Genomic DNA, 23797 nt, shown 5'->3' with positions numbered 1-23797 from the left:
AAAAAAACAACAAAAAAAAACCCCGCCGCAACCAAGTGACTTTCACTTGTCTGCGGCGGGTTTCGTTCATTTTATATACTCTTGTAAATCAAAAATCTCAATTGCTGTGCGGAACCATATCCTCATCATGCAGCGTGCCGTCCTTCGCGCGCTGGGCAAACTCAGCCGTAGCCGTGAACAGCACATCCGTCGAGCTGTTGAGTGCCGTCTCGCAGGCATCCTGGATGACGCCAATGATGAAGCCGACACCGACAACCTGCATGGCGATGTCGTTGCCGATGCCAAACGAAGCGCAGGCAACCGGGATCAGCAGCAGCGAGCCGCCGGCCACGCCCGATGCGCCGCAGGCGCCGATCGTCGAGACAATGCAGAGCAGGAGTGCCGTCGGCAGGTCAACCGAAATGCCGAGCGTATGCGCAGCAGCCAGAGACAGGACGGCAATCGTGATGGCCGCACCGCTCATGTTGATCGTTGCGCCCAGCGGAATCGAGATCGAATACGTGTCTTCATTGAGTCCCAGGCGCTCACAGAGCGAAAGATTGACCGGGATATTGGCTGCCGAGCTGCGCGTGAAGAACGCGTAGAGGCCGCTTTCCTTCAGCGTCGTCCAGACCAGCGGATACGGATTGCGATGGATATGCAGGTAAACAATCAGCGGATTCATGATGAGGGCCACGGAGAAGAACGCAGCGAGCAGCACGCCGAGGATCTGAATGTATCCGACCAGCGCGCCGAGGCCGCTCGTGCCGATGGCATTGGCCACGAGGCCCATGATGCCGAACGGAGCAAAGCGGATGACCCACTGGACAATCTTCGTGACCGTCTTGGCAAAGTCGTTGAGCATGGCCTTCGTCGAATCACCGGCCGAATGCAGCGCGATGCCGGCGAGGCAGGCCCAGCCGAGGATACCGATGTAGTTGGCCGTAGCAAGAGCATGAATCGGATTATCCACGACCGACAAGATGAGGTTGTGCAGGACCTCGATGATACCGGACGGCGGAGCCAGCTGCGCATCCGTCACCTGCAGGTGCAGCGTCGTCGGGAAGGCAAACGAATAGGCGACGGCGACGAGCGAAGCGCAGAACGTCGCCACGATGTAAAGCCTTACGATTGGCTTCATCGAAGCGCTCGCATCCGAATTCTTCTGTGCCAGCGCATTCATGACCAGCACGAAGACGAGCACCGGCGCGATGCCCTTGAGGGCACGAACAAAGAGATCGCCGAGCACGGCGACAGCCGGCACAGCCGCCGGTGCGGCTATGGCAATGATGATACCGAGCACGAGGCCCAGCGCGATGAGCTTGATGAGCGCCGTCTCGCGGTATTTCTTTCCGATTCTATGAAACATATGAATCCCCCTAGAAAAATAAAATCGTTTCTCTCAAGAATACATATGTTAGTATATACTAAACATTACGGGGATGCAAGACTTTTTTATCTTTTTGTATCCACCAGATGTACTATGTACATGCAGAAAAGAAAACAGCGCGTACATTTGCTTGTTTGTACGCGCTGAATGGGCATTGTCGATATATCATGGTTTTTTTATGGTATCGAGCTCGATGAGATAACGCCCGACTGCGTCCTGCCAGCGGGGCAGCCGCAGGAATCCTGCTTCATCGAGCGAACGCTTGCTCAAGCGGGAATTTTTCGGCCGCACGGCCGTCGTCGGATAAGCCGAGGAGGGCACCGGCGTGACACTCGTCCCGCATCCGGCCTGACGAAAAATCTCGGCCGCAAACTCCGCCCAAGAACAAAATCCTTCATTGGTTGCATGGTAAACGCCATACGCATCCGTCTGGATCATATCCGCCAGCAGCACCGCCAGATCGCGCGTGTATGTCGGCGAACCAATCTGATCATCGACGACCGTAAGCGCATCATGCGTTTCACTGAGCTGCAGCATCGTGCGGATGAAATTCCTGCCATTGAGGCCAAAGACCCACGAGATGCGCACGATGAAATACGCATCGAGCAGTTCCTGCACGGCCTGTTCGCCGGCCAGCTTGGAACGGCCGTACACATTCTGCGGTCCCTTCTCATCATTGACTTCATAAGGCTTCTCTCCATCGCCCGGAAAAACGTAATCGGTGCTGATGTAGAGCAGCTTTGCCCCGAGCTCGCGGCAGCTCTCGGCCAGCGCACGCGTGCCACCGGCATTGACCGCCATGCAGCATGCTTCTTCCTCTTCTGCGCGGTCGACAGCCGTATAGGCGGCACAGTGGATGACGGCATCCGGCCGATATGACAGCATGAAGCGGTGAACCGCTTCCGGCTCCGTTAAAGGAAAGTCCCTGCTCGAAACGCCGCGCACCTCGATGCCGCGGTCCTCCAGTTCCTTGACACAGTCATGTCCCAGCTGCCCTGTGACGCCTGTGACCAAAATCTTCATCCTATCTTCCCCTTCCCTCGAATATCTCTGGTTATTGATATTCGTCTCAAACGGCCATCTTCCTGCCACCAGGGGAAATTTCCGTCACACATGCCGGAATCAGCGAGATTTCGAAGAAGAAAAATACGCATCCTTCTGCTGCTTCAGCCGCTCGGCAAAGAGAGGAGCCAGCCCGATATAACGCTCGGGCTTCATGATTGCATCAATGTCATCAGCCGAGAGATACGGCTGAACGCGCGGGTCCTGCTTCAGGAGATCTCCCAGATTGCTCTCTTCCTGAAAAGCCTTCATGGAAAGTTCATGGACAATCGCATGAGCCGTCTGACGTCCCACGCTCCTGCCAAGATGCATCATGATGGCTTCCGAGAAGATCAAGCCATGCAGGCAGCCGAGGTTGCGCTGCATATGTGCGGGGTAAACCGTCAGATGTTCCACAAGGCCAATTGCCCGCTCGACAGAAGCGTGAACGAGAGAACAGATCTGCGTGAAGAGCGGGATTTCCGCCGAAGCCCCGCGCGGGTCACGTTCATGCTCAAGCTCCAGGCAATCCATCAGCGTGGCTGCGCAGCCGCGGGCCAGCCGTGCATTCGTGGAGAGCTCCATGGCGCGGAAGGGATTGCGTTTGTGCGGCATCGTGGAAGAACCGACACTGCCTTTTCCCTGCGCCTCCTCCACCTCGCCGATCTCCGATTTCTGCAGGGCATAGATTTCCGTACCCATCTTACCCATGGTCGCTGCCATGAGTGCCAGGTCATTCATGAGTTCCGCATAATGGTGGCGGGAAACCGACCAGGCGATGGGCGGTACGGACAGGCCGAGTTTCTGCAGGAAGCGTTCCTGTACCGCAAGCCCCCTGGTGCCAAAGGAAGCCATCGTCCCGACAGCACCGGCCAGCTGGCCGCGGAAGGCGCGCCGGCTGCACTCATGGAGGCGGTCGATATTCTCGCGAATCTCAAAGCCCCAGACGGCTATTTTATAACCAAAGGTAATGGGCAGTGCCTGCTGACCGTTCGTGCGGCCAACCATGACAAGATTCTTGTAACGGCAGGCAGCATCAGCCGTCACTTCATAGAGGCGCTCAAAGCGCTTCATCAGGAGTGTAAAGGCTTCTTTAAGCTGCAGTGTCGTCCCCGTATCGAGGATATCCTGCGTCGTGGCGCCCCAGTGCACGTATTCGCCGGCCTGATCCTGACAGATTTTCTTGTATGCATGGACGACAGGTACAAACGGATGTCCCGTGCGCACGAAATCTGCCTGGAGCACCTCAAAGTCGATCAAATCCACGTTGGAGCAGCGCATTATCTCATCGGCCATCGCCCGCGGGATGATGCCAAGTTCCGCTTCAGCATCAGCCAGCGCCGCCTCGCAGTCCATCTGTTTCTGAATGCGGTTCCGGTCGCCAAAGATGCGCTTCATTTCCGGCGTGGTGAAATACATATCCTGCAGGAGCGTGGAATCCGCCATGTTCATCATCCCTTCACCAGTTCACAGGCCACAGTGGACAGCAGCTGGGCTTCGAGGACCAGAGCCCGTTCGTCAAAATCAAAATAGTTGTTGTGATTGACAGCCGCGAGAGAACCGCCGATGATCAGGTATGCCGCCTGACCGCCATGCTTCTGCACGCGTTCCATGAAATAGGAGCAATCTTCACTGCCACCGATATCATGGACCTCCTCCAGACGGTTGAAGATGCAAAGACGCTCAGCCGTCTTCCTGACATGCGCAGAGAGTTCCGGCGAGTTGTTGCCGCTGGCGGCACCGCCCGTCTGGATGAACTGTACCTTGACATCGTACATCATGGCCGCGCCCTTGAGGATCTCCTCCGCGCGCTTCTGGACAAAATCATTGACCTCCGTCGTCGCGCCGCGCGTCTCAACCTCCATATGCGCATGTGCCGGAATGACATTGCGTCCGGTACCGGCATTCAGCACGCCGACGTTGATGCGCGTCACGCCCTTGCTGTGGCGCGTGATGCCCTGGATATTGATGGCGGCATTGGCTGCAGCGAGCAGAGCGTTCTTGCCGCACTCCGGCATGCCGCCGGCGTGTGCCGGCACGCCCGTGAAATCCGCATCGAATTTTGTTGTGGCGAGGAAGCCCCGGACATCGTAGCCGAGGAAACCGACCGGCGGCATCATGAGATGTGCACCGAGCAGGTAATCCGCATCGTCGACAACGCCTTTGGCTGCCATGGCCCGTGCGCCGCGCACACCTTCTTCCGCCGGCTGGAAGATGAATTTGACGGTTCCCGTCAGTTCATCCTTGAGGCCGGCAAGAATCTTGGCGACAGCCAGTCCCGCCGTTGTATGACCATCATGGCCGCAGGCATGCATGCAGCCCGGATGCAGGCTGAAGAAACCTTCTCGATAGGGACGATGTTTTTCGTCTTTTGCTTCCTCGACCTCGTTGCAGTCCATGTCAAAGCGCAGCGCAACGGTCTTGCCGGGACGGCCCGTGCGCAGGATGCCGACGACGCCGGTCCTGCCACCGGCCATGGCAGCCACGAGCTTCTCATTCGCGCCTTCTTCCACAGCCCGTTCCATGCAGGCATCCATCACATCTTTGGCAGGCAAGCCCATCTGCTGGCTGCCATCGATGACCTCCCGGCCGAAATGAACCTCATAGCCAAGAGACTCGAGTTCCTGAATGACCATGCTGGCCGTCCGGAACTCGGTCCAGCCCGCTTCGGGGTGACGGTGCAGATCCCGGCGGCACTTGACCATTTCCGGATACAAATGCTCCGCCATATCCTTGATTTTCTGATCGATATCCATATATATGTCCTCTTTTCCTTTTCCTGTCATCGCTTTGGCAACTGCGCGGGTGCGATATCCTGCAGGCCTGCCATCAGGAGCAGCATCAAAAGATCTTTCTGCGGTCCAAGCCAGGCCTCCGTCGGATCAAACCATTCTCCTGTCGTGTGCACGCCTCCTTCCCTGCCGCCACGGCCCACGCTGAGCGCGGGAATGCCGAGCGAAATGGGGATATTGGCGTCGGTGCTCGTCTCATCCCGCAGCTCCGGCTCGATGCCCAGCGCCCGGCAGGCCGTCTGCGCAATGCGCACAATCTGGCAGTCATCGGCCTGCGTGCCGGCCGGGCGGGAACCGACCTGCTGGATTTCTGCCGCTACCGCGCCCTGCTGCGTGCCGCGGCGGTTCTCAGCCGCCACAGCCGCCTTGATGGCTGCCTTTGCTTCCCCTTCCAGCCGTGCCAGTTCTTCCGGGCTGTCCGAGCGGATATCCAGCAGGAAGCTGCTCTCGGCCGCAATCGTGTTGACCGAGGTCCCGCCCTTCACGACGCCTACATTAAACGTCGTCTTCGGCGCATCGGGCACCTGAAAATCAGCAATGCGCGCAATGGCGCGTCCCATGGCATGGATGGCGCTCGGACGGCCAAAATCCGCAAAGCTGTGTCCGCCGGGTCCGCGGAACGTCACGCGGTAACGGGAACTGCCCGTTGCGCGATGCACGATGCCGCCCAGGGTCGGCGTATCCAGAGAGACAAATGCGGCAATGTCATTGGGCTGCCGGAAAATATGCTTGACGCCGCGCAGATCCCCGAGGCCTTCTTCCCCGACATTGGCGCAGAAGACAATATCCCCTGCAAATACCAGGCCCGAGGCCCTGATGGCGCGGATCATGGTCAGAAGATCCGCGAGACCATGGGTATCATCGTTGATGCCCGGGGCATACCAGACGCCATCCTTCTGCTGCGGGGCAAGCGGCGTATCGAGCGGAAAGACCGTATCCGTGTGAGCCGCCATCATGATCTTTGGGCCATCGCCCGCTCCCGGCAGCGTGCCGAATACATTGTCCACCTCATCCATATGGACGTCCTGCAGCCCTAAAGCCGCAAATTTATCGCGCATGGCTTCCGCCTTTTGACGCTCATGATTGGAAAACGCCGGGATCTGCACAAGCTCCAACAGGTCCTTCATCATCTGCTCTTGGTCTTCCTGCAGATAAGCCAGTGCTTTCTGAACACGCTCATCCTGCATGATTGCTTTCATGATTTCTTCCATATTCTGCTGCCTCCCATTCCAGCATGACAGAATCATCCTGCCCTGTCTTCGGCTGCCATCAGCGATGCGGTGCCGGCTTGACTTCCGGAGGAATCGGGCAGACGTATTCCCTGCCCTGCATGCGTTCCTTGAATTCATCGCGGATGCCCTTGACGAGTTCCGGTTCCTGCATCAGGCGCACGGCTGCCAGCGCCATGGTCTTGCCAGCCAGCAGCAGGCCCTTGTGCGCAAGCGGCGATTTGCCCTGAGCAACCTGCTGCCAGGAATGATTCGGCGTATTGTTGGCATAGCAGTTGGTCAGGACCTGTACGACCGGTACGTTCCAGCTGACATCACCCACATCGGTGCTGGCAGCAATCGGCGTTTCCGTCGGCGTGTATGGATAGACCGTATCCATGATCAGCTTGCCTGCAATGAGCTTGCCAAGTTCTTTGCCCTTGACCGGGCCATAGATCATATCGAGGATATCCTGGCTGTACGTGCGGTCGCTGCCGACGAGCGAATCCTCAATCTTCTGGGCGAAAGCCAGATCCTCTTCGGTGATGGGCTCCGGGCCATATTCCATCATGCAGTCATGGGCAAGCTTTTCGAGATGGCGGTTCGGGATGATATTGGAGCTGCCGCGGTCAAAGACGACCTCCAGCTGCGTCTCCGTCATGAGCGCCGCGCCCTGAGCGATCTTGACGACGCGCTTGTAGATATCATTGGCCTGGGGCAGCTGCGGCGTGCGGATCTGATAGAGCACGGCAGCTTCCGACTGAACAACATTCGGCGATGAACCGCCGCTGTTGGTGATGGCATAGTGGATGCGTGCTTCCTGGATGACATGCTCGCGCAGGAAATTGGCACCGACATTCATGAGCTCGACGGCATCGAGCGCACTGCGGCCGAGGTGCGGGCAGGCACCGGCATGCGCGCTCTTGCCGTGGAACTTGAAGCAGACCTGCAGCGTCGCCAGGAAGTTGTAGCCCGTAATGCTGTTCTCGTAGCTCGGATGACAAGTAAGGGCCACATCGACATCGCGGAACAGCCCGGCCCGAGCCATGTACGCCTTGCCGGAACCGCTCTCCTCGCCTGGACAGCCGTAATAGCGGACCGTCCCCGGGATGCCATGCGCCTTGAGGTAATCCTTGACGGCAACGGCAGCCGCCAGCGCCGATGCACCGAGGATATTGTGGCCGCAGCCATGGCCTTTGCCGCCCTCTGTCACGGGTTTCGGCTCAGCCACACCAGCCTGCTGGCTCAGGCCGTAAAGGGCATCGTATTCACCGAGGATGCCGATGACCGGTTTTCCCTGGCCGTATTCGCCGATAAAAGCCGTCTTCATATCAGCCAGGTCCTTCTTGACGGTAAACCCTTCCTTTTCCAGAGCGGCTTCGATGCATGCCGCCGACTGGAACTCCTCAAAGCGGGTTTCGGCATACCCCCAGATCTTATCACTGACCGCAAAGAACTCGTCTTTCTTCTGTTCGACGAGCTGCTTGATTTCATCGCGTAATTCCATGATATACGCCTGCCTTTCTTATCATAACAATTGCAGATATTATTTTCCTTTTATGGACAGCGCCGTGCCGGCGCCCAGGAAGATGATGAGGATCACGAAGCCGAATACGGCATCATAGGAACCATCAAACAGGGAAATCAGATATCCCATGACCACGGGTGCCACCACGCCCGCCAGCTGCTGGCCAAAGATGATCACGCCCGTCGCCGTCCCGACTTCATGCGCCGACATCCACTGCATCGGCATCATGTAGACGGTGGCCGAGGCAATGCTCATGAGCACCGTGACGACCGTCAGAAGCGAGAACCCGGCTGCCACGCTGTCAGCCCGCAGCATCGCGTACATGAGGGCGGCACCTAAAAGCAGCGACGCCGTCAGCACGGCCTTCTGGCTGTGCTGGAAGCGCGTTTCCAAAAGGTAACTGCTGAAATTCATCAGGACAAAGGAAACGAGCCAAGGGACCATCGAGAGCGTCCCCATATGGACCATGTCGAGTCCCTTGACTTCAAGCCAGTAGGATGGCAGCCAGGCATTGAGTCCCCAGATGAAGACGCCGAGGCCAAACTGGATAAACGCCAGTTTTAAAATGAACGGATTGCGCAGCATCGTGCCGAGCCCCACCTGTGAAACACCCTGTTCCCCTGCGGCTGCGGGCTTCGTATGATAGAACGTTGCCAGGAGCACCGTGATGAGGAGTCCCATGAAGCCGAAGAAGAAAAACATGAAGCGCCAGCCGAACCAGGCTGTCGATACGGCACAGAACAGAGCGCCGAAGGCCACGCCCATGGAGCCTGCCGATACCTGGAAGGTCTTGGCGCGCCCGCGCATTTCCGGCGGGAATACTTCCGCGATGGCCACCGACGTGATGGGACCGAAACCGCCCTGGCTGAAGCCGAGCAGAAAGCGCACGCTGATGAGCATCAGAAAGGAACCAGCCATGCCCGTGAGGCAGGAAAAAATGGCCCAGAGCAGCACGATGCCGATAAGGGACCGGCGCGTGCCGAAATGGCTGGCCAGATAACCGCCCGACAGCGTCATGAGCGAATACATGAAGAAAAAACTGCTCATGACGGCGCCCATCTGGCCCGTACTCAGAGAAAGTTCCTCGCGCAGAGGCACGGCGGCTATATTGATGGCCTGCTTGTCCACGTAGCCAAAGCCCCAGGCCACAAAGATCAGGACGAGCAGCAGCCAGCTTTTTCGATTTGTTTCTGCTGACAACATCATTCCTCCTGCCCGCTCAGAACAAGACCAGTACCATCATGACGATGCCCGCCACGATGCAGGGAATGGCATTGCGCTTGGTGAGTTCCATCGGATTGACACCGGCCATCTTCGCGCAGATGATACTGACGCCGGCAACCGGCGACATGCAGCGGCCGAGATTGCCTGCGGCCTGAACAACAGCACCCATATCGGAAATCTGCAGGCCAAACGTCGCGGCATGCGGCGTGACCGTGCCGTTGAAGGCCAGTACGGCAGCATTGCCCGAACCGGAAAGCGCTGCGAGAATGAAGGGGCCGAAGGTTGCCGAGGCCTTGGCAAGCGCAGCCGAGCTGGCCATGGCGTCAATGAGCGCCTTCGTCAGGCCCATGACGTTCATGCCCTGAATGAACATGGCCGCCGCCGCAATCAGGCAGACAATGCTTGCAAAACCATTGCCCGCCCCTTTAAAGAACGAATTGGCAAAATCGCGTACATTGGGGCGCGCAACCAGGAAGCAGAGCGCCGTACCGAGGAACATGGCATTCGGGATGGAGATGGCCGGCAGTACCTGCACAGCCGGGCTGGCAAGGATGAGGACGATGATCGGCACGAGCGGCACGATGGCGTAATGCGGTTTGATCTTCTCGGTCTTCTCCAGCTCTTCCTCAACAATCTCCTCAGCAGGTGTCTCCTTCATGATGCCTTCCTTGGTGATCATCGCGATGCCATACAGGACGAGCGCACTGACGATGACACAGATAAAGGCTTTGGGGGCAAAACCCTGTATGATGGTCATGAGGTCTTCCTGCGCGAGATCTGCCACCTGTACGATAAAGGGATTGCCGGGGCTCACGCTCGATCCCCAGGTGCCGAGCAGGACGGTGCTGGCCGCCATGGCCGGTTTGACGCCAAGCTTGATGAGCGTCGGGATGAGGATGGCGCCGACAGCTGCCGCCAGGCCCGAAGCACTCAAGAGAGAAATGTTGATGAGCCAGACCAGCACGATGGTAGCCGGGATGATGATGAACTTGACCCGGTGCAGGAGTTTCGTGATGGCCATGATCAGATGCTTGCTGCAGCCCGTCATATCGAGAACCATGCTGAAGCCCATGGTCACGCAGATGATTGGCGTCAGGCTTTCATTGATCAGAGCCTTGGAAAACGCATTGAGCGACGACAGCATATTGCCGCCGATGAACGACATGATGAGTCCGGACATCATGAGGACGACACGCGTCTCATAATTCTTGACAATGGCCCAGAAGGTCAGGACCACCAGGATAATGCCTGCAATAATCATAAAAAGTCCTCCCTGAAACAAAGCGTTCGTTTCGATGCATTTATGGACAGACCTTATTGGACTTTATTAAAGACATATTCCTTTATTAGTCTTTATTTTATAAAATGACGTTCCTGTTGTCAATGACGATCGTAAGATAAAACAATACGAAATTATAATGATATTTACGCTAAAAATAGATATGGTTTATTGTAATACATGGTACAAGAGAAAGAAATCCTCCAACCTTGTTGTTTCTCCTGCGTCAATATGATATATCTAATATATAGTAAAAATTGCATGTTCTGTTCCTTTTACATTTGTACCAAAAGACGTTATTGAGGTGTCCCCATGAAAACCTTTGGCATTGTCAGCAATTCCCCGGATGTCCTGAAGCAGATTCAGGAAGTTGCTGCATCCGTCTTCAATCCCAAGACGACAATCTACAAGACATACTGCTATCAGGATACGCGCGAAATCCCCGGCATTATCCAGGACGGCTGTGCCGAAATCGAAGGCTGGATTTTCTCCGGCGAAACACCGTATGCACATGCCAAGCCGTATCTGCCCAAGAATATGCCCGCTGTTTCCTGCATCCTGAACGGATTGGAGATTTTCCGCTACCTGCTGCAGAGCCTGGCACTTTCGAAAATGCATGTACTGCGCATCTCCATCGATTTGCCGAAAATCGCTTCGCGCGACTGGGTCACGGCCATGCAGGAAGCCAGCATTCCCTTTGATGAGGTCCATATTCATTACTATGATTCCATGCATATCGATCAAAATATCCACACCGTCGTGGAATTCCACCATGCCTTATGGCAGGCCGGAAAAATCGAACGCGTACTGACTTCTTCCACCAAGGTCCATCAGGCACTCGAACGGCTTCATATCCCGGTCATCCAGATGCATGGCAGCACCTTCACCATCCGCAACGCCCTGCTGAAACTCAAAGAGAGACGCATGCATCAGCATCTGATTGAAAGTGAGGTCGCACTGACACGCATCGAGACGGTAAACATGGAAAAACTGCTGCTCGCCTCCTCCGGCCCCCTGCAATTCCAGATGCAGCTGCTTCACCTCAAGGAAAAAATCCTTGAACTCTGCCAGAATCTTCACGGTTCCTATCTGGCTGAGAAAGACAACGGCCGCTTTGAAATTTTCGCTTCCCGCGGCATCATTGAACGCAATGCAGGAAAGATACGGGAAGCCATCGAAGATATCCGCCTCAATCTCAACATCGAGGTCAGTGCCGGCATCGGCTTCGGCTATACGGCCTTCGATGCACAGCGCAACGCCTGGCGCGCCCTGTCATATGGACGCCAGCAGGACCCGCGCCAGGATGTCATCGCGATTGACATCAACGGCAATATACAGGAAAACCTGGGAACCGAACACCCCCTGACATTCACTGCCTCTCTCGAAAATCCGGAGATCCTGCGCCGTCTGGAATCCGTCGGTGTCGGCACGCGCAATTACATGCGGATCTCGGCCATCGCCAAGAAAATCGGTCATGGCTTCACATCAAGCGAGATTGCCCAGCAGATGGGCGTCACAGACCGCAATGCCCGCCGCATCATCAAGAACCTGCTCACAGCAGGGCTCGTCATCTGCGTCGGCGAAGAATCCCTGAGCACACGCGGCCGTCCAACAAAGAAATATCGCATGAACCCGGAATTCCAGCCCTGATAAAGAACAGGAGTACATCACCGGCAGATGTACTCCTGTTTTTACTTGACATATTTGAACGTTATGGTATACTGTAATTGCATTTATGGACATGTTCTTTATATAGACTTTATTACGGACTCTTTTCCTTTATCTGTGTTTCTTGGGAAAGGAGTCTTTATTGTGAAGAAAACCGTATTCGCTTTAGCCGCAGGCCTCCTGTGCGCCGCCGCTTCCCCTGCCCTGGCCGCCAATAACCCCTTTCAGGACGTCCCAAAGGATCACTGGTCCTATGACGCCGTGACGCAGCTCGCTGCCGACGGCATCCTGGAAGGCTACGGCGACGGGAACTTCCGTGGGAATCAAGCCTTGACCCGCTACGAGATGGCGCAGATGATTGCCCGCGCGATGGCAAAGGAAAATATACCGGCAGCCGACCAGAATCTGCTCGATAAGCTCGCTGCAGAATACCAGGATGAATTGAAGAATCTCGGCGTACGCGTCGGCAATCTCGAACGCAATGCCGATACGACGAAATTCTCCGGTTACCTGTATCTGCGTGAACAGAATCAGCACATCAAGAACAAGCACACGGGCAAGTCAACGCGCAGCACGGTCAATCGCGCCTGGTTCGACCTCATCTCCCAGTCCCAGGTCAACAAGAACTGGAAGGTCGTCACGGAAACCAACACGATCGTCGACCTCAACAAGGATAAGACCGACGACACGTACGACCTCTACTTCGCCTCGATGTTTGCAGATGGCACGTACGGCAAATTCCATACACAGCTCGGCCGCATCGATAATTTCAGTCAGGACGGCGGCGTCGTGATGCACAATCCGATCAGCGGCGGCAAATTCACATTCGGCAACAAGCTGCGCACGACGCTCACCGCAGCCCGCGTATCCTGCAGCTCGCTGCCCAGCCTCAACAGCGGCGAATCGTTCGATTTCGGAGCAGCCGAACTCGCCTATCCGGCCAGCAAAGCCACGAATCTTTACGGCGCCTTCTATCAGCTGCATGACGATAAGTTCAAGGCCACGCGCGGCAGCGAAAGTCCCAATATCTACACGCTCGGCTTCCGCAGCACGATTGCAAAGAATCTGGTCCTTACGGGATACTACCTCAAGGCTTCTGACACAACAGCCGCTCACACCAAGGATACCGGCTGGTTCGGCGCTCTGGAGTATCGCCGCGTGAAACTCGATCAGCCCGGCACCTGGAGCCTCTACACGAAATATGCCAATATCCCGGAATTCACCCAGATCAACCTCGATACCGGCCATTTCCGCGATTACAAGGGGTTCGAGGTCGGCGGCTTCTACATCCCCGCGAAGAACATCCGCGCGCATCTGCGTTATTACTACGGCAAAAATGTTGAAGACACGGCCATCACGAAGAATCTTGTGCGCGGCGAGGTCCGTATCTTCTTCTAAGCGTATTTCTCACACATGGCAGTCCCCCAGTTTTCTCTCATTTGCAGATTACAGTCCGCTTTGGCATGCAGCCAAGGCGGACTATTTTTTTATTGGTTAAGAGCAGAAGCAGTGCAGCCGGCTGCGGATAAACTCGTTTATCCGAATGAAGCGCGTTTCGTTGTCATCTGCTCCAACTTGCCGTGCCCGAAAGCATACTTTTTTATGAACATATATTATATTTATTGTATTGTTGAAAAATCATATATGGAGTCTATTGAAATAATTTGCTTAATTTGTATAATAGAAGTATATTCATTCGAATTTGATTTGTTTTTCGAGGAAGTGCCGATGAAATGAGACAAAATCCGCACGTTCCTCAGTATCACTCTGCCGCTTCGACGGCAGGGAGCGGGAGGCAGAGTTATGGGAGAGTTTGTTGGTCTTGGAATCTATCTCGTCGTGGCGCTTTTCTTCCCCGTGATGGCGCTCGTGCCGGCTTTTTTGCTGCAGCCGAAGCAGCCATCGCCTGAGAAGTATATCCCGTACGAATGTGGCGTGGATTCCGTCGGGAGTCCGTACGTCCGTTTTCGTGCGGGATATTTTCTGTACGCGCTGCTTTTCATTCTTTTTGACATCGAGACGGTGTTCCTCTATCCCTGGGCGGTCGCGTTCCACACGGTCGGCGCGTTCGCCTTTGTCGAGATGATTATCTTCGTGTTCATCCTGATCCTTGGGCTTGCCTATGCGTGGCGGAAGGGAGATCTTTCATGGAATTAAAGGACCGCGTACCGGAGTCCCTCCGGAACAATGTTGCCATCGTAAAGCTCGACGAGCTTTTCCGCTGGGCGCACGCCAATTCGCTCTGGCCGCTTTCGTCGGGCCTTGCCTGCTGCGCGATTGAGATGATGAGTACGGCGACGGCGCGCTTCGATCTCGCGCGCTTCGGCTATGAGGTCTTCCGCCCGTGCCCGCGCCAGGCGGATCTCTTGATCGTGGCGGGGACGCTGACGTACAAGATGACGCCGCCGCTCATACGCCTCTACGAGGAGATGCCGGAGCCCAAGTATGTCATCGCGATGGGAAGCTGCGCGATCGCAGGCGGCCCGTTCGCGGATTCGTATTCGGTCGTCGAAGGCGTCGACCAGGTGCTGCCCGTCGATGTCTACATCCCGGGCTGCCCGCCGCGCCCCGAGGCACTGATTGACGGCATGCTGAAGCTGCGCGAAAAGATCCTGCATCCGGAGCGCGCAGCGGCGGCGTGCGCCGGTCCGGTACAGGAAGCGGAAAGGAAGTGAGCGGCATGAAACAGCGCTGTTTGACGGAGGGAGAACTTTTGCGTCTCAAGAAGAAGTTTCCCACAATCTCAATCGAAGAAAGTACACGCCCTGCAATCTATGCGAGCTGTGAAGAACTCGTCCCGCTCGTGGCGTTTTTGAAAACGGACGCAGATCTCTCCTTCACGCATCTTTCCTGCCTGACGGCCGTGGACCTCAAGGACGCGATCGACGTCGTCTATTATCTCTTCTCGGAGCTGCTCGATGCCTGCGCCGTCATCAAGGTGCGTCTGGACAGGGATACCCCTGAGGTGCCGAGCATCACGGGCGTGTTCCCCGGAGCGAATTTCGAGGAGCGCGAGGTCTATGATCTCATGGGCGTGCGCTTCGCGGGCCATCCGGACCTCCGGCGCATCCTGATGCCGGAGAACTTCGAGGGGCATCCACTGCGCAAGGATTTCGTCTACAAGAAACCCGTGCCGCCCAAGGCCATACGCACGGGGACGCGAAAGGAGGCAGAAGCGTGAAGCGGACGGAAACGTATCTTCTCAACATGGGGCCGCAGCATCCGTCGACGCACGGCGTCCTTCAGGTGAAACTCACACTCGACGGCGAGCGCATCCAAAAGGCTGAGCCCGTACTCGGGTATCTGCATCGCGGCATCGAGAAACTCCTGGAGTCGCGCACCTACGTACAGGGGCTCCCCTATACGGACCGGCTCGACTACGTCTCGTCGATGAACAACAATTTCGGTTTCGCGCGCGCAGTTGAAGAGCTCGCGGGGCTTGAGGTCCCGCGCCGCGCGGAATTCATTCGCGTGATCATGGCGGAACTCAACCGCATCAACAGCCACCTGGTCGGCATTGGCTCGCTTGCAAACGACCTCGGCGCGTCCACGGGCATGCTCTGCTGCTTCCGTGACCGCGAGTACATCCTCGACATCTTCAACGAGGTCTGCGGCGCACGGCAGACGTTCCATTACATCCGCATCGGCGGCGTCGCAGGCGAGTTCACGGACAAGGCACGTGCTCTGACGAAACGCTTCCTTGAGCGCGTGCCGCAGTTCCTCGCGGAGTACGACAAGCTCTTGACGGGCAATGAGATCTTCAGGCGACGCATCGCCGGCATCTCACCGATGACGCAGGAGGAGGCTCTCGCCCTCAACATGACGGGACCGAACCTCAGGGCAACAGGTGTCGCGCGCGACCTGCGGAAACTCGACGCCTACAGCGTGTACGGCGAGCTCGATTTCGATGTTCCGGTCGGCACACACGGCGACAATTGGGACCGGTACATCGTCAAGCTCCGGGAAATCAAAGAGAGCGCGCGGATCATCCGCCAGGCACTCGACAAGATGCCGGAAGGCGAGATTATGGCCAAGGTGCCTCGCGTCCTGAAACCGCCTGCGGGCGAAATCTACAGCCGCACGGAAGGCACGCGCGGCGAACTCGGCTTCTATCTTGTCAGCGATGGTACCCCGAAGCCGTACCGCGTGCATATCCGCCGTCCGTCATTTGTCAATATGCAGGGGCTCGACCTCATGTGCCGCGGCATGCTGATCGGCGACTCGGTCAGCGCCTATTCCTCGATCGACCCAATCATGGGCGAAGTCGACTGCTGAGGAGGGACTCATGGAAACATCATTGCTCTCGGGCCTTGCCCGATGGATTCACGACGGAATCGCCTCTCTGACAGGGATTCCTCTCCTGGCGGATCTCGTGTTCATCGTCATCGGCATCGCGGCGCTGCTCGGCATCATCTCGATGGCGGCCATCGTCTTCACGTATGCCGAGCGGAAGCTCTGCGCCTTCATGCAGATGCGTCTGGGCCCCAACCGCGTCGGCGGCCGCTTCGGGCTCCTGCAGCCCGTCGCCGATATGCTCAAGCTCATGAGCAAGGAGGACATCATGCCCGCAGGCGCCGACAAGGTCCTCTGGGCGCTCTCCCCCGCACTCCTCTTCGTGCCGGCAGCTCTCGTCTACGCCTTCTTCCCCTTCGATGCAGGCGTGGTTCTCGCCGATGTCAACGTCGGCGTGTTCCTGCTGTTTGCGATTTCCAGCCAAGCCGTCCTGCCCTTCCTGATGGGCGGCTACGCTTCGAACAACAAGTATTCGATGATCGGCGGCTTCCGTATCGTCTCACAGATGATCAGCTACGAAGCGCCGCTGCTCTTCTCGCTGCTCGGCATCCTGATGATCACGGGCTCGATGCGCCTTGAAGACATCGTCCTCGCACAGCAGGGCGGCCACTGGTTCCTCTTTCTGCAGCCGCTTGCCTTCATCATCTTCCTGATTTCCGCCGTCGCGGAGACGAACCGCACGCCGTTCGACCTCGTCGAGGGCGAATCGGAAATCATCGCCGGCCCCTTCACGGAGTATTCCGGCATGCGCTGGGCGCTCTTCTTCCTCGCGGAGTACGCCAATCTGCTGACGGCTGCGATCCTCGCGACGACGTTCTTCCTCGGCGGGTACCTGGGACCCTCGTTCCTGCCGGGCTTCGTGTGGTTCGCCATCAAAGCCGTCGCGATGGTCTTTTTGATCATGTGGTTCCGCTGGACGTTCCCGCGCACCCGCGTCGACCAGATGCTTTCATTTGGCTGGAAGGCGCTTTTACCACTCGCAATCCTGAATGTTTTTCTGACGGGCGCCGTCATGTTCGCGCTCGATCTCGTATAAGGAGGTGACAGCATTGTTTGGCAAGGGACTCTTGACGGGCATGGGTGTCACGATCAAGCATTTCTTCGGCAAGAAGGAGACGTTCTGCTATCCTGAGGAGAAGCTCCCCGTGGCTGAAGGCTTCCGCGGCGGCAACCTGGCGATGGACTGGCGCGTCTGCATCGCCTGCCAGCTCTGCGCCATGGCCTGCCCCAACAAGGCGCTGGAACTCAAGGTCGTCACGGACGCAAAGAAGAAGCGGCATATGGAACATTACGTCCACAAGACGGGCCGCTGCCTGTTCTGCAATCTCTGCGTTGAGGCCTGCCCGGTCCATACGCTCAAGTGGGACAAGGATTTCGCTTTCTCCTCGTGGAGCAAAACGGCGATGACACATGATGCTGTTTCCGATGCGGACCGCGCCGATCTCAAGGAGCTGCTCGCCGATATCGCGTCAAAGGCAGAAGCTGAGGCAAAGGCGGCCGCGCAGGCAAAGCAGCAGGCAGATACGAAAGGAGGCGAGGCGTGATGCAGATTCTATTTTTTCTCTTCGCCCTCGTGGCTGTCATCGGCGCACTCGGCATGGTGCTCTCACACAACATCGTGCACAGCGCCCTCTTCCTCGTCCTCTCCTTCATCGGGCTCGCGCTCATCTACTTCGCGCTGCAGGCGCCGTTCCTGGGCGCGGTGCAGCTGATGGTTTACAGCGGTGCGGTCGCCATCCTCATCGTCATGGCGATCATGATGGTGGGCCGTGCGGATATGTCCATCTCTGCGCCTGTCCAGAGCCTGAGCAAGCGCTTCGTCGGCGCGGGGATGGCGTCGCTCATCTTTGTCCTCCTCGGCCTTGCCGCCACCCTCACGCCGCTGCCGACAAGCTCTGCTGCAGGGCCTGCAACGGAGGCGGCAGATCTCGCCGTACTGCTCCTCAGCAATTTCGCGCTGCCGTTTGAGCTCGCGGCCATCCTTTTGCTCGCCGCGATGATTGGGGCCCTGCTGCTCGCGAGAGGAGGTCATGCTTCATGAGTACGTTGAACGCGTCCATCGGGATGAACGAAGTGCTGACACTGTCCGCTTTCCTCTTCTCCATCGGGCTGTACGGGCTTTTCACTCGCCGCGGCATCATCGCGATCCTCATGTGCATCGAACTCATGCTCAACGCGGTGAATCTGAACCTCATCGCCTTTGACCGGCTCTATGTCCACGACGGGGCGGGGCAGGTCATGGCCCTCTTTTCCATCGCCGTTGCAGCAGCGGAGATCGCGGTCGGGCTCGCACTGGCGATCAACCTTTTCCGCCTGCGCGCCGCGACAAACGCGGACGAAGCGGATGGTCTGCACGAACCAAATGGATTTCGAAATTAAGGAGGGGAAATCTTCATGTTTACCTTTGCGCTTACGCACGCCTATCTGATTCCTCTCTTTCCCGCGCTGGCGTTCCTGCTCATCGGGCCGTTTACGCGAAACGACAAGAAGCTCTCGGCCACGATTGCAATCTTCATGATGTCGCTGTCGTTCATCTTCTCCATCTTCGTTGCGATGGCGACGCAGATGTACGGCATCACGATGAATCACCCCTTCGTCATACAGGTGATCTGGGCGCACGTCGCCGACCTGCCACTGACGATGGGGATCTTCGTCGACCCGCTGACGGCCATGATGCTGGTTGTCGTCACGCTCGTCTCGCTGCTCGTCTACATCTATTCGGCCAGCTACATGGCGGACGATCCCGGCATGGGGCGCTTCTTTGCCTTCATCTCGCTCTTTTCCGCGACGATGCTCGGACTCGTCGGCGCCGTAAGCTTCCTGCAGCTCTACGTCTTCTGGGAGGGCGTCGGTCTCTGCTCGTACCTCCTGATTGGCTTCTACTATGAAAAGGTCAAGGCACGCGAGGCGGCAAAGAAGGCGTTCATCACGACGCGCATCGGCGATTTTGGGATGCTCGTCGGCATCATCATCCTCGCCGTCACGTTCGGCACGACAGACTTCCTGGAACTGCGCGCAATCGTACCATACTATGTGATGGCAACGGGCACGACGATGATTACCGTCATCGGACTCCTGCTCTTCATGGGCGCAATCGGCAAATCCGGTCAGTTCCCGCTCCACGTCTGGCTGCTCGACGCGATGGAGGGCCCGACGCCGACGTCTGCGCTCATCCATGCCGCAACGATGGTCGCGGCGGGCGTCTTCCTCGTCGCCCGTGCCTACTTCATCTTCAGTGAGTCAGCAATCGCAATGGACTTCATCACGGGCATCGGCACTTTCACGGCAATCTTCGCCGCCTGCATCGCCGTGACGCAGACGAAATTCAAGAGTGTCCTCGCGTACTCGACCATCAGCCAGCTCGGCTTCATGATGGCGGCCGTCGGGCTCGGCGCGTTCTCGGCGAGCATGTTCCACCTCGTGACGCATGCCTTCTTCAAGGCGATGCTCTTCCTCTGCGCAGGCGCCATCATGCACGCGCTCCACGAGGAGACGAACATCTTCCGCATGGGCGGCCTGTACAAGAAGATGCCGCTGACGTTCGTCTGCATGGTCGTCGGCGTGCTCGCGATCTCGGGCATCCCGCCATTCTCCGGCTTCTTCTCGAAGGACGAGATCCTCGCGGCGGCGATGCACGCGGGAGGACCGGTCTACGCCGTCCTGCTCGCGGCCTCGTTCCTCACGGCATTCTACATGATGCGCCTCCTGATCATCGCCTTCCTTGGGAAGAACCACAGCAAGTACGAGGCGCACGAGGTCGATGCCTTCATGCGCTGGCCGATGCTCCTGCTCGCCGTGTTGACGCTCATTACCGGCCTTGCGGGCTATTATGGCGGCTTTTCGCTGTGGGTCAACAACGGCACGCCGGTGCATGCGGCGCTTGAACCCGCCGTCGCAGTAACGGGCACAGCCGTCTCGCTCGCGGGCTTCATTGCAGCCTATATCGTCTACGGTGTCGCACATATCAGCCGCAAGGTCGCACTGCGCCGCTACGGCTTCCTTTACAGCCTCGTCTACAACAAGTTCTACATCGACGAGCTCTACGACTTCTTCCGCCGCCGCTTTGTCTACGCGCTTGCCTATGCGCTCGACTGGGTAGACATCCATATCTTCGGCGGCATCATGAACGGACTCGGCGCCTACGCGCTCGGGACGAGCGCCCTGCTCGCCGCGCCCGCCAACGGACAGGTGCAGCGGTATCTGCTCTTCTTCTACGCGGGCGTTGCCATCCTTCTCGTCGCAGCGCTCTATTGGACGGTCCGTATCCTTTCGTATACAGGAGGTGTTCTCGGCTAATGTCGTTTCCGATCCTTTCCATAATTCTTCTCACGCCGCTCGTGGCGGCAGGCATCATCGCGGTACTGCCGAAGCGCTTTCATGACACGATGCGCCAGCTTTCGGCACTCGCCATGATCATCACGCTGCTCCTCACGCTCTTCCTCTATATCGATTACGACATGGCAGCAGGCGGGATGCAGTACACGGAATACGTGCCGTGGGTCACCGATCTCGGCATCGCCTATTCGCTCGGCGTCGACGGCATCTCACTGCCGCTGCTCCTGCTGTCGTCTGCCGTCGGGCTCGCCGCTGTCTTCTCCTCATGGCGCATCGAGCATCGGACGAAGGAATACTTCGTCCTGCTGCTCATCCTCATCGCGGGCGTGTCGGGCGCGTTCCTCACGCGCGACCTCTTCCTCTTCCTGCTCCTGTGCGAAATGGTGGTCGTGCCGGCCTACATCATGGTGCTGATCTGGGGATCCTCCGAGCGTATCCCGAAATCCGAAGCAGCGATGAAGATGACGATCTTCCTGCTCGTCGGCTCGGCGTTCATGCTCGTCGGCGTCATCCTGCTGTATGTCTACGCCTTCCCTGCAGGGGCGCGCACCTTCGACGTGACGGCGCTTTCCATGGCGTCCGTCTCCGGGAATATCCCGTACGGCGTACAGGTCATCGCGTTCCTGCTGCTGCTCGTGGGCTTTGGCTCGCATCTTTCCATGTTTCCCTTCCATATCTGGTCGCCGGACGGCTACTCCGCCGCTCCGACGGCCGTCTCGATGGTCAATGCCGGCGTTCTCAAGAAGGTCGGCGGCTACGCACTCATCCGCATCGGCTTCTTCATCCTGCCGTTCGGCGCGAAGTTCTGGGCGCCCGTCATCGCTGTCCTTGCGACGATCAACGTCGTCTACGCCTCCTATGTCGCGCTCGCGCAGAAGGACATCAAGTATATGATTTCCTACTCGTCGGTGTCGCACATGGGCTACGTCCTCCTCGGCCTCGCCGCGCTGGACGTCGTCAGCGTCACGGGTGCCGTCGCCTACATGGTTGCCCACGGCATCATGATTGCGCTCTTCTTCTCGCAGGTCGGCTACGTCTACGATATGACGGACGCGCGCTCGACGGACGAGCTCTGGGGACTCGCGCACTACATGCCCTACATCACGACAGGCTTCATGCTCGCAGGCCTCTGCGCCCTCGGGCTGCCGGGACTCGTCGGCTTCATCCCGGAGTTCACGATCTTCGTCGGCGCCATTCGCGAATTCCCCGCGCTCACCGTCATCTGCGTCTTCGGCATCATCTTCACGGCGTTCTACGTCCTGCGGATGCTGGCGAAAGTACTGTTCGGCCGGCGCATCGCCGCTTTCGAAGGCATTCAGGATGAACGCCATACGGATGTCGTCCCGCTGGTGGTTCTCGGCGTCTTTCTCGTCGGGTTCGGCATTTTCCCAAGCCTGCTGATGGATATGGTGGGCAGCGGCGTCGAACCACTCCGCCCGCTCTTCGACCTCGTCCGTGACGCGCCGATGATTTCCCTCTTGCAAGGGGTACCGATCTGGGGAGGGTTTCCACAATGATGACGGCCATGCATTTTTCCGCAATCTCAATTGAGATTGCCATCGCGATTCTCCTGCTGCTCGTCCTGCTCCTCGACCTCATGAGGAAGCGGGGCGCGGGCCGGATGCTGCCGGCTTACGTGACAGCGCTCGGCCTCACGGGGATCCTCGCGCTTGCAATCTCGCTCTATCCGACGGACGGCACGGTCCGTTTCTTCTTCCAGGGCATCTATGCCGTCGACGCCTACAGCATCTTCTTCAAGATTCTCTTCCTCCTCGGCACGCTCTTCACCGTGCTCTACGGAGCACGCTACGCCGCACGCCAAGTGACGCATACAGGGGAATTTTACGCGCTCCTGCTCTCGGCACTGCTCGGCATGTGCGTCCTCGCATCGGCCAACGACCTCGTCACGGTCTTCGTCGGGCTCGAGCTCATGACAATCTCCTTCTACGTGCTCGTCGCCATCCGGACGGACAGCGTGCTTTCGAACGAGGCGGGCGTAAAATACCTCATCTACGGCTCGGGTGCGACGGGTTCACTGCTCTATGGCATCAGCCTGATCTACGGCATGACGGGAAGCCTTTCCTTCGAAGCCATCGCGAAGAGCCCGGGGCTTTTTCTGGGGCTCGGCATCGCGGGCATGGGGCTCGTGCTCGCCGGCTTCTTCTTCAAGCTTTCCATCATCCCGTTCCACCTCTGGGCCCCCGACATCTACGAGGGCGCGCCAGCACCCGTCACCGCGCTGCTCGCCATGTGCTCGAAAGCGGCGGGCATCGCCGTCATGCTGCGCGTGATCTTCACGGCACTGCCGCAGGCTGCGCCGATGTGGACCGAGATTCTCGCCATATTTGCCTGCGTCTCAATGGTCGGCGGCAACATCATGGCGTTCTGCCAGTCGAACATCAAGCGCATGCTCGCCTACTCCTCCATTGCACAGGCAGGCTACATGATGTGCGCGATGGCGGCGGCCAGTGCCGACGGCCTCAAGAGCGTCCTCTTCTACGCGGCCGTCTACCTCTTCGCAAACATTGCGGCATTCGTCACCGTCTCGTACCTTGAAGACCAGCGCGGCACCGACCTCCAGAACGTACGCGGGCTCGCACACCACTCGCTGCTGCCCGCCGGCTTCCTGATGGTCGCACTCCTCACGATGGCAGGCATTCCGCCGACAGCGGGCTTTATCGGGAAGTTCTACATCTTCACCGCCGCCGTCGATGCCGGCCTCTTCTGGCTCGCAGCCGTCGGCTTTGTCGTCTCGATGATGAGCGTCTACTACTACCTCATCATCATCCGTGAGATGTTCCGCGACCTCGCGCCCGGGGAAGAAGCAGACGAGCAGGAACTACGCCTGCCCCCTGCCGCAACCCTCGCGGGACTTGCGGCCGTCCTTCTCGTCCTCGCCTTCGGCATCTGGGCGCAGCCACTCTCCGTTTTCACCAACCTGACGATCCTGCAGACCCTCTAATGGAATAAAGGCCGGTATATCACCGGCCAGAACCATGCGCCACCGGGCGCCCCCAACAAAAAGGGGCTGTGAAATAACAGATCCCCAAAAACAAGAGG

General features: G+C 57.9%; 20 protein-coding genes and 1 pseudogene. 13 read left to right on the top strand and 8 right to left on the bottom strand.

The window, feature by feature from the left end; translation table 11 throughout:
- Positions 1-97: 97 nt before the first annotated feature.
- The 8 genes from sstT to dcuC form a co-directional block, all read right to left on the bottom strand.
- Positions 98-1348 carry a serine/threonine transporter SstT gene (gene sstT / locus DWX75_RS05550; protein WP_118015344.1) on the bottom strand — a complete coding sequence of 417 codons (1251 nt, stop codon included), beginning with the start codon at positions 1346-1348 and terminating at the stop codon, positions 98-100.
- Positions 1349-1534: 186 nt separating this feature from the next.
- Positions 1535-2392 carry a dTDP-4-dehydrorhamnose reductase gene (rfbD, locus tag DWX75_RS05545; protein ID WP_118015343.1) on the bottom strand — a complete coding sequence of 286 codons (858 nt, stop codon included), beginning with the start codon at positions 2390-2392 and terminating at the stop codon, positions 1535-1537.
- A gap of 99 nt (positions 2393-2491) precedes the next feature.
- Entirely contained in the window at positions 2492-3856 is a 1365-nt protein-coding gene (gene purB / locus DWX75_RS05540; RefSeq protein WP_158558765.1) for an adenylosuccinate lyase, read from the bottom strand.
- Positions 3857-3861: 5 nt separating this feature from the next.
- Positions 3862-5166: an amidohydrolase gene (locus DWX75_RS05535; RefSeq protein WP_118015341.1), complete on the bottom strand. Its 1305-nt coding sequence runs from the start codon at positions 5164-5166 to the stop codon at positions 3862-3864.
- Between the two features lie 26 nt (positions 5167-5192).
- Positions 5193-6413 (bottom strand): M20/M25/M40 family metallo-hydrolase, encoded by a 1221-nt coding sequence (locus DWX75_RS05530; protein ID WP_158558764.1) that lies wholly within the window; start codon positions 6411-6413, stop codon positions 5193-5195.
- Positions 6414-6471: 58 nt separating this feature from the next.
- Positions 6472-7917 carry a M20 family metallopeptidase gene (locus DWX75_RS05525; protein WP_118015339.1) on the bottom strand — a complete coding sequence of 482 codons (1446 nt, stop codon included), beginning with the start codon at positions 7915-7917 and terminating at the stop codon, positions 6472-6474.
- 39 nt (positions 7918-7956) lie between these two features.
- Positions 7957-9138: an MFS transporter gene (locus tag DWX75_RS05520; protein ID WP_158558763.1), complete on the bottom strand. Its 1182-nt coding sequence runs from the start codon at positions 9136-9138 to the stop codon at positions 7957-7959.
- A 19-nt stretch (positions 9139-9157) separates the two neighbouring features.
- Entirely contained in the window at positions 9158-10423 is a 1266-nt protein-coding gene (dcuC, locus tag DWX75_RS05515) for a C4-dicarboxylate transporter DcuC (RefSeq protein ID WP_118015337.1), read from the bottom strand.
- A gap of 330 nt (positions 10424-10753) precedes the next feature.
- Between dcuC and DWX75_RS05510 the strand changes: the two genes are divergently transcribed.
- The 13 genes and pseudogenes from DWX75_RS05510 to DWX75_RS05450 all read left to right on the top strand — a co-directional run bounded on the left by DWX75_RS05510 (position 10754) and on the right by DWX75_RS05450 (position 23699).
- Positions 10754-12091: a hypothetical protein gene (locus tag DWX75_RS05510; protein WP_118015336.1), complete on the top strand. Its 1338-nt coding sequence runs from the start codon at positions 10754-10756 to the stop codon at positions 12089-12091.
- 162 nt (positions 12092-12253) lie between these two features.
- Complete coding sequence (locus DWX75_RS05505) at positions 12254-13507, top strand: S-layer homology domain-containing protein (RefSeq protein WP_158558762.1); 1254 nt, start codon at positions 12254-12256, stop codon at positions 13505-13507.
- 405 nt (positions 13508-13912) lie between these two features.
- Positions 13913-14266, top strand: a complete 354-nt coding sequence (locus tag DWX75_RS05500) for an NADH-quinone oxidoreductase subunit A (protein WP_118015334.1) — start codon at positions 13913-13915, stop codon at positions 14264-14266.
- Positions 14257-14784 (top strand): NADH-quinone oxidoreductase subunit B, encoded by a 528-nt coding sequence (locus DWX75_RS05495; protein ID WP_118015333.1) that lies wholly within the window; start codon positions 14257-14259, stop codon positions 14782-14784. The genes DWX75_RS05500 and DWX75_RS05495 overlap by 10 nt, the downstream gene beginning before the upstream one ends.
- 5 nt (positions 14785-14789) lie before the next feature.
- A complete protein-coding gene (locus DWX75_RS05490; RefSeq protein ID WP_118015332.1) occupies positions 14790-15290 on the top strand; it encodes an NADH-quinone oxidoreductase subunit C in 501 nt (166 codons plus the stop codon).
- Positions 15287-16384, top strand: a complete 1098-nt coding sequence (locus DWX75_RS05485; protein WP_118015331.1) for an NADH-quinone oxidoreductase subunit D — start codon at positions 15287-15289, stop codon at positions 16382-16384. Before DWX75_RS05490 ends, DWX75_RS05485 begins: the two co-directional genes overlap by 4 nt.
- A gap of 10 nt (positions 16385-16394) precedes the next feature.
- Positions 16395-17438 carry an NADH-quinone oxidoreductase subunit NuoH gene (nuoH, locus tag DWX75_RS05480; protein WP_118015330.1) on the top strand — a complete coding sequence of 348 codons (1044 nt, stop codon included), beginning with the start codon at positions 16395-16397 and terminating at the stop codon, positions 17436-17438.
- 13 nt (positions 17439-17451) lie between these two features.
- Positions 17452-17931 (top strand): annotated as a pseudogene (locus DWX75_RS05475) (4Fe-4S binding protein); the annotation flags it as partial.
- A 14-nt stretch (positions 17932-17945) separates the two neighbouring features.
- Positions 17946-18443, top strand: a complete 498-nt coding sequence (locus DWX75_RS05470) for an NADH-quinone oxidoreductase subunit J (RefSeq protein WP_118015328.1) — start codon at positions 17946-17948, stop codon at positions 18441-18443.
- Positions 18440-18781 (top strand): NADH-quinone oxidoreductase subunit NuoK, encoded by a 342-nt coding sequence (nuoK, locus tag DWX75_RS05465; RefSeq protein ID WP_118015327.1) that lies wholly within the window; start codon positions 18440-18442, stop codon positions 18779-18781. Before DWX75_RS05470 ends, nuoK begins: the two co-directional genes overlap by 4 nt.
- 15 nt (positions 18782-18796) lie before the next feature.
- Positions 18797-20698 carry an NADH-quinone oxidoreductase subunit L gene (nuoL, locus tag DWX75_RS05460; RefSeq protein ID WP_118015326.1) on the top strand — a complete coding sequence of 634 codons (1902 nt, stop codon included), beginning with the start codon at positions 18797-18799 and terminating at the stop codon, positions 20696-20698.
- A complete protein-coding gene (locus tag DWX75_RS05455) occupies positions 20698-22254 on the top strand; it encodes a NuoM family protein (RefSeq protein ID WP_118015325.1) in 1557 nt (518 codons plus the stop codon). Before nuoL ends, DWX75_RS05455 begins: the two co-directional genes overlap by 1 nt.
- Positions 22251-23699, top strand: coding sequence for an NADH-quinone oxidoreductase subunit N (locus DWX75_RS05450; protein WP_118015324.1), 1449 nt, complete (start codon positions 22251-22253; stop codon positions 23697-23699). Before DWX75_RS05455 ends, DWX75_RS05450 begins: the two co-directional genes overlap by 4 nt.
- Positions 23700-23797: the final 98 nt, after the last annotated feature.

Source organism: Mitsuokella sp. AF21-1AC (assembly GCF_003458855.1).
GTDB lineage: Bacteria > Bacillota > Negativicutes > Selenomonadales > Selenomonadaceae > Mitsuokella.
The sequence above is the reverse complement of the archived record's forward strand: the minus strand, read 5'-3'. Positions and strand labels throughout refer to the sequence as shown.

Coding starts and splice junctions, on each gene's coding strand:
- nuoL (WP_118015326.1), top strand. CDS start 18,797: ATGTTTACCTTTGCGCTTACGCACGCCTATCTGATTCCTCTCTTTCCC.
- purB (WP_158558765.1), bottom strand. CDS start 3,856: ATGGCGGATTCCACGCTCCTGCAGGATATGTATTTCACCACGCCGGAA.
- sstT (WP_118015344.1), bottom strand. CDS start 1,348: ATGTTTCATAGAATCGGAAAGAAATACCGCGAGACGGCGCTCATCAAG.
- DWX75_RS05530 (WP_158558764.1), bottom strand. CDS start 6,413: ATGGAAGAAATCATGAAAGCAATCATGCAGGATGAGCGTGTTCAGAAA.
- dcuC (WP_118015337.1), bottom strand. CDS start 10,423: ATGATTATTGCAGGCATTATCCTGGTGGTCCTGACCTTCTGGGCCATT.
- nuoK (WP_118015327.1), top strand. CDS start 18,440: ATGAGTACGTTGAACGCGTCCATCGGGATGAACGAAGTGCTGACACTG.
- rfbD (WP_118015343.1), bottom strand. CDS start 2,392: ATGAAGATTTTGGTCACAGGCGTCACAGGGCAGCTGGGACATGACTGT.
- DWX75_RS05525 (WP_118015339.1), bottom strand. CDS start 7,917: ATGGAATTACGCGATGAAATCAAGCAGCTCGTCGAACAGAAGAAAGAC.
- DWX75_RS05510 (WP_118015336.1), top strand. CDS start 10,754: ATGAAAACCTTTGGCATTGTCAGCAATTCCCCGGATGTCCTGAAGCAG.
- DWX75_RS05450 (WP_118015324.1), top strand. CDS start 22,251: ATGATGACGGCCATGCATTTTTCCGCAATCTCAATTGAGATTGCCATC.
- DWX75_RS05490 (WP_118015332.1), top strand. CDS start 14,790: ATGAAACAGCGCTGTTTGACGGAGGGAGAACTTTTGCGTCTCAAGAAG.
- nuoH (WP_118015330.1), top strand. CDS start 16,395: ATGGAAACATCATTGCTCTCGGGCCTTGCCCGATGGATTCACGACGGA.
- DWX75_RS05500 (WP_118015334.1), top strand. CDS start 13,913: ATGGGAGAGTTTGTTGGTCTTGGAATCTATCTCGTCGTGGCGCTTTTC.
- DWX75_RS05470 (WP_118015328.1), top strand. CDS start 17,946: ATGCAGATTCTATTTTTTCTCTTCGCCCTCGTGGCTGTCATCGGCGCA.
- DWX75_RS05455 (WP_118015325.1), top strand. CDS start 20,698: ATGTCGTTTCCGATCCTTTCCATAATTCTTCTCACGCCGCTCGTGGCG.
- DWX75_RS05535 (WP_118015341.1), bottom strand. CDS start 5,166: ATGGATATCGATCAGAAAATCAAGGATATGGCGGAGCATTTGTATCCG.
- DWX75_RS05495 (WP_118015333.1), top strand. CDS start 14,257: ATGGAATTAAAGGACCGCGTACCGGAGTCCCTCCGGAACAATGTTGCC.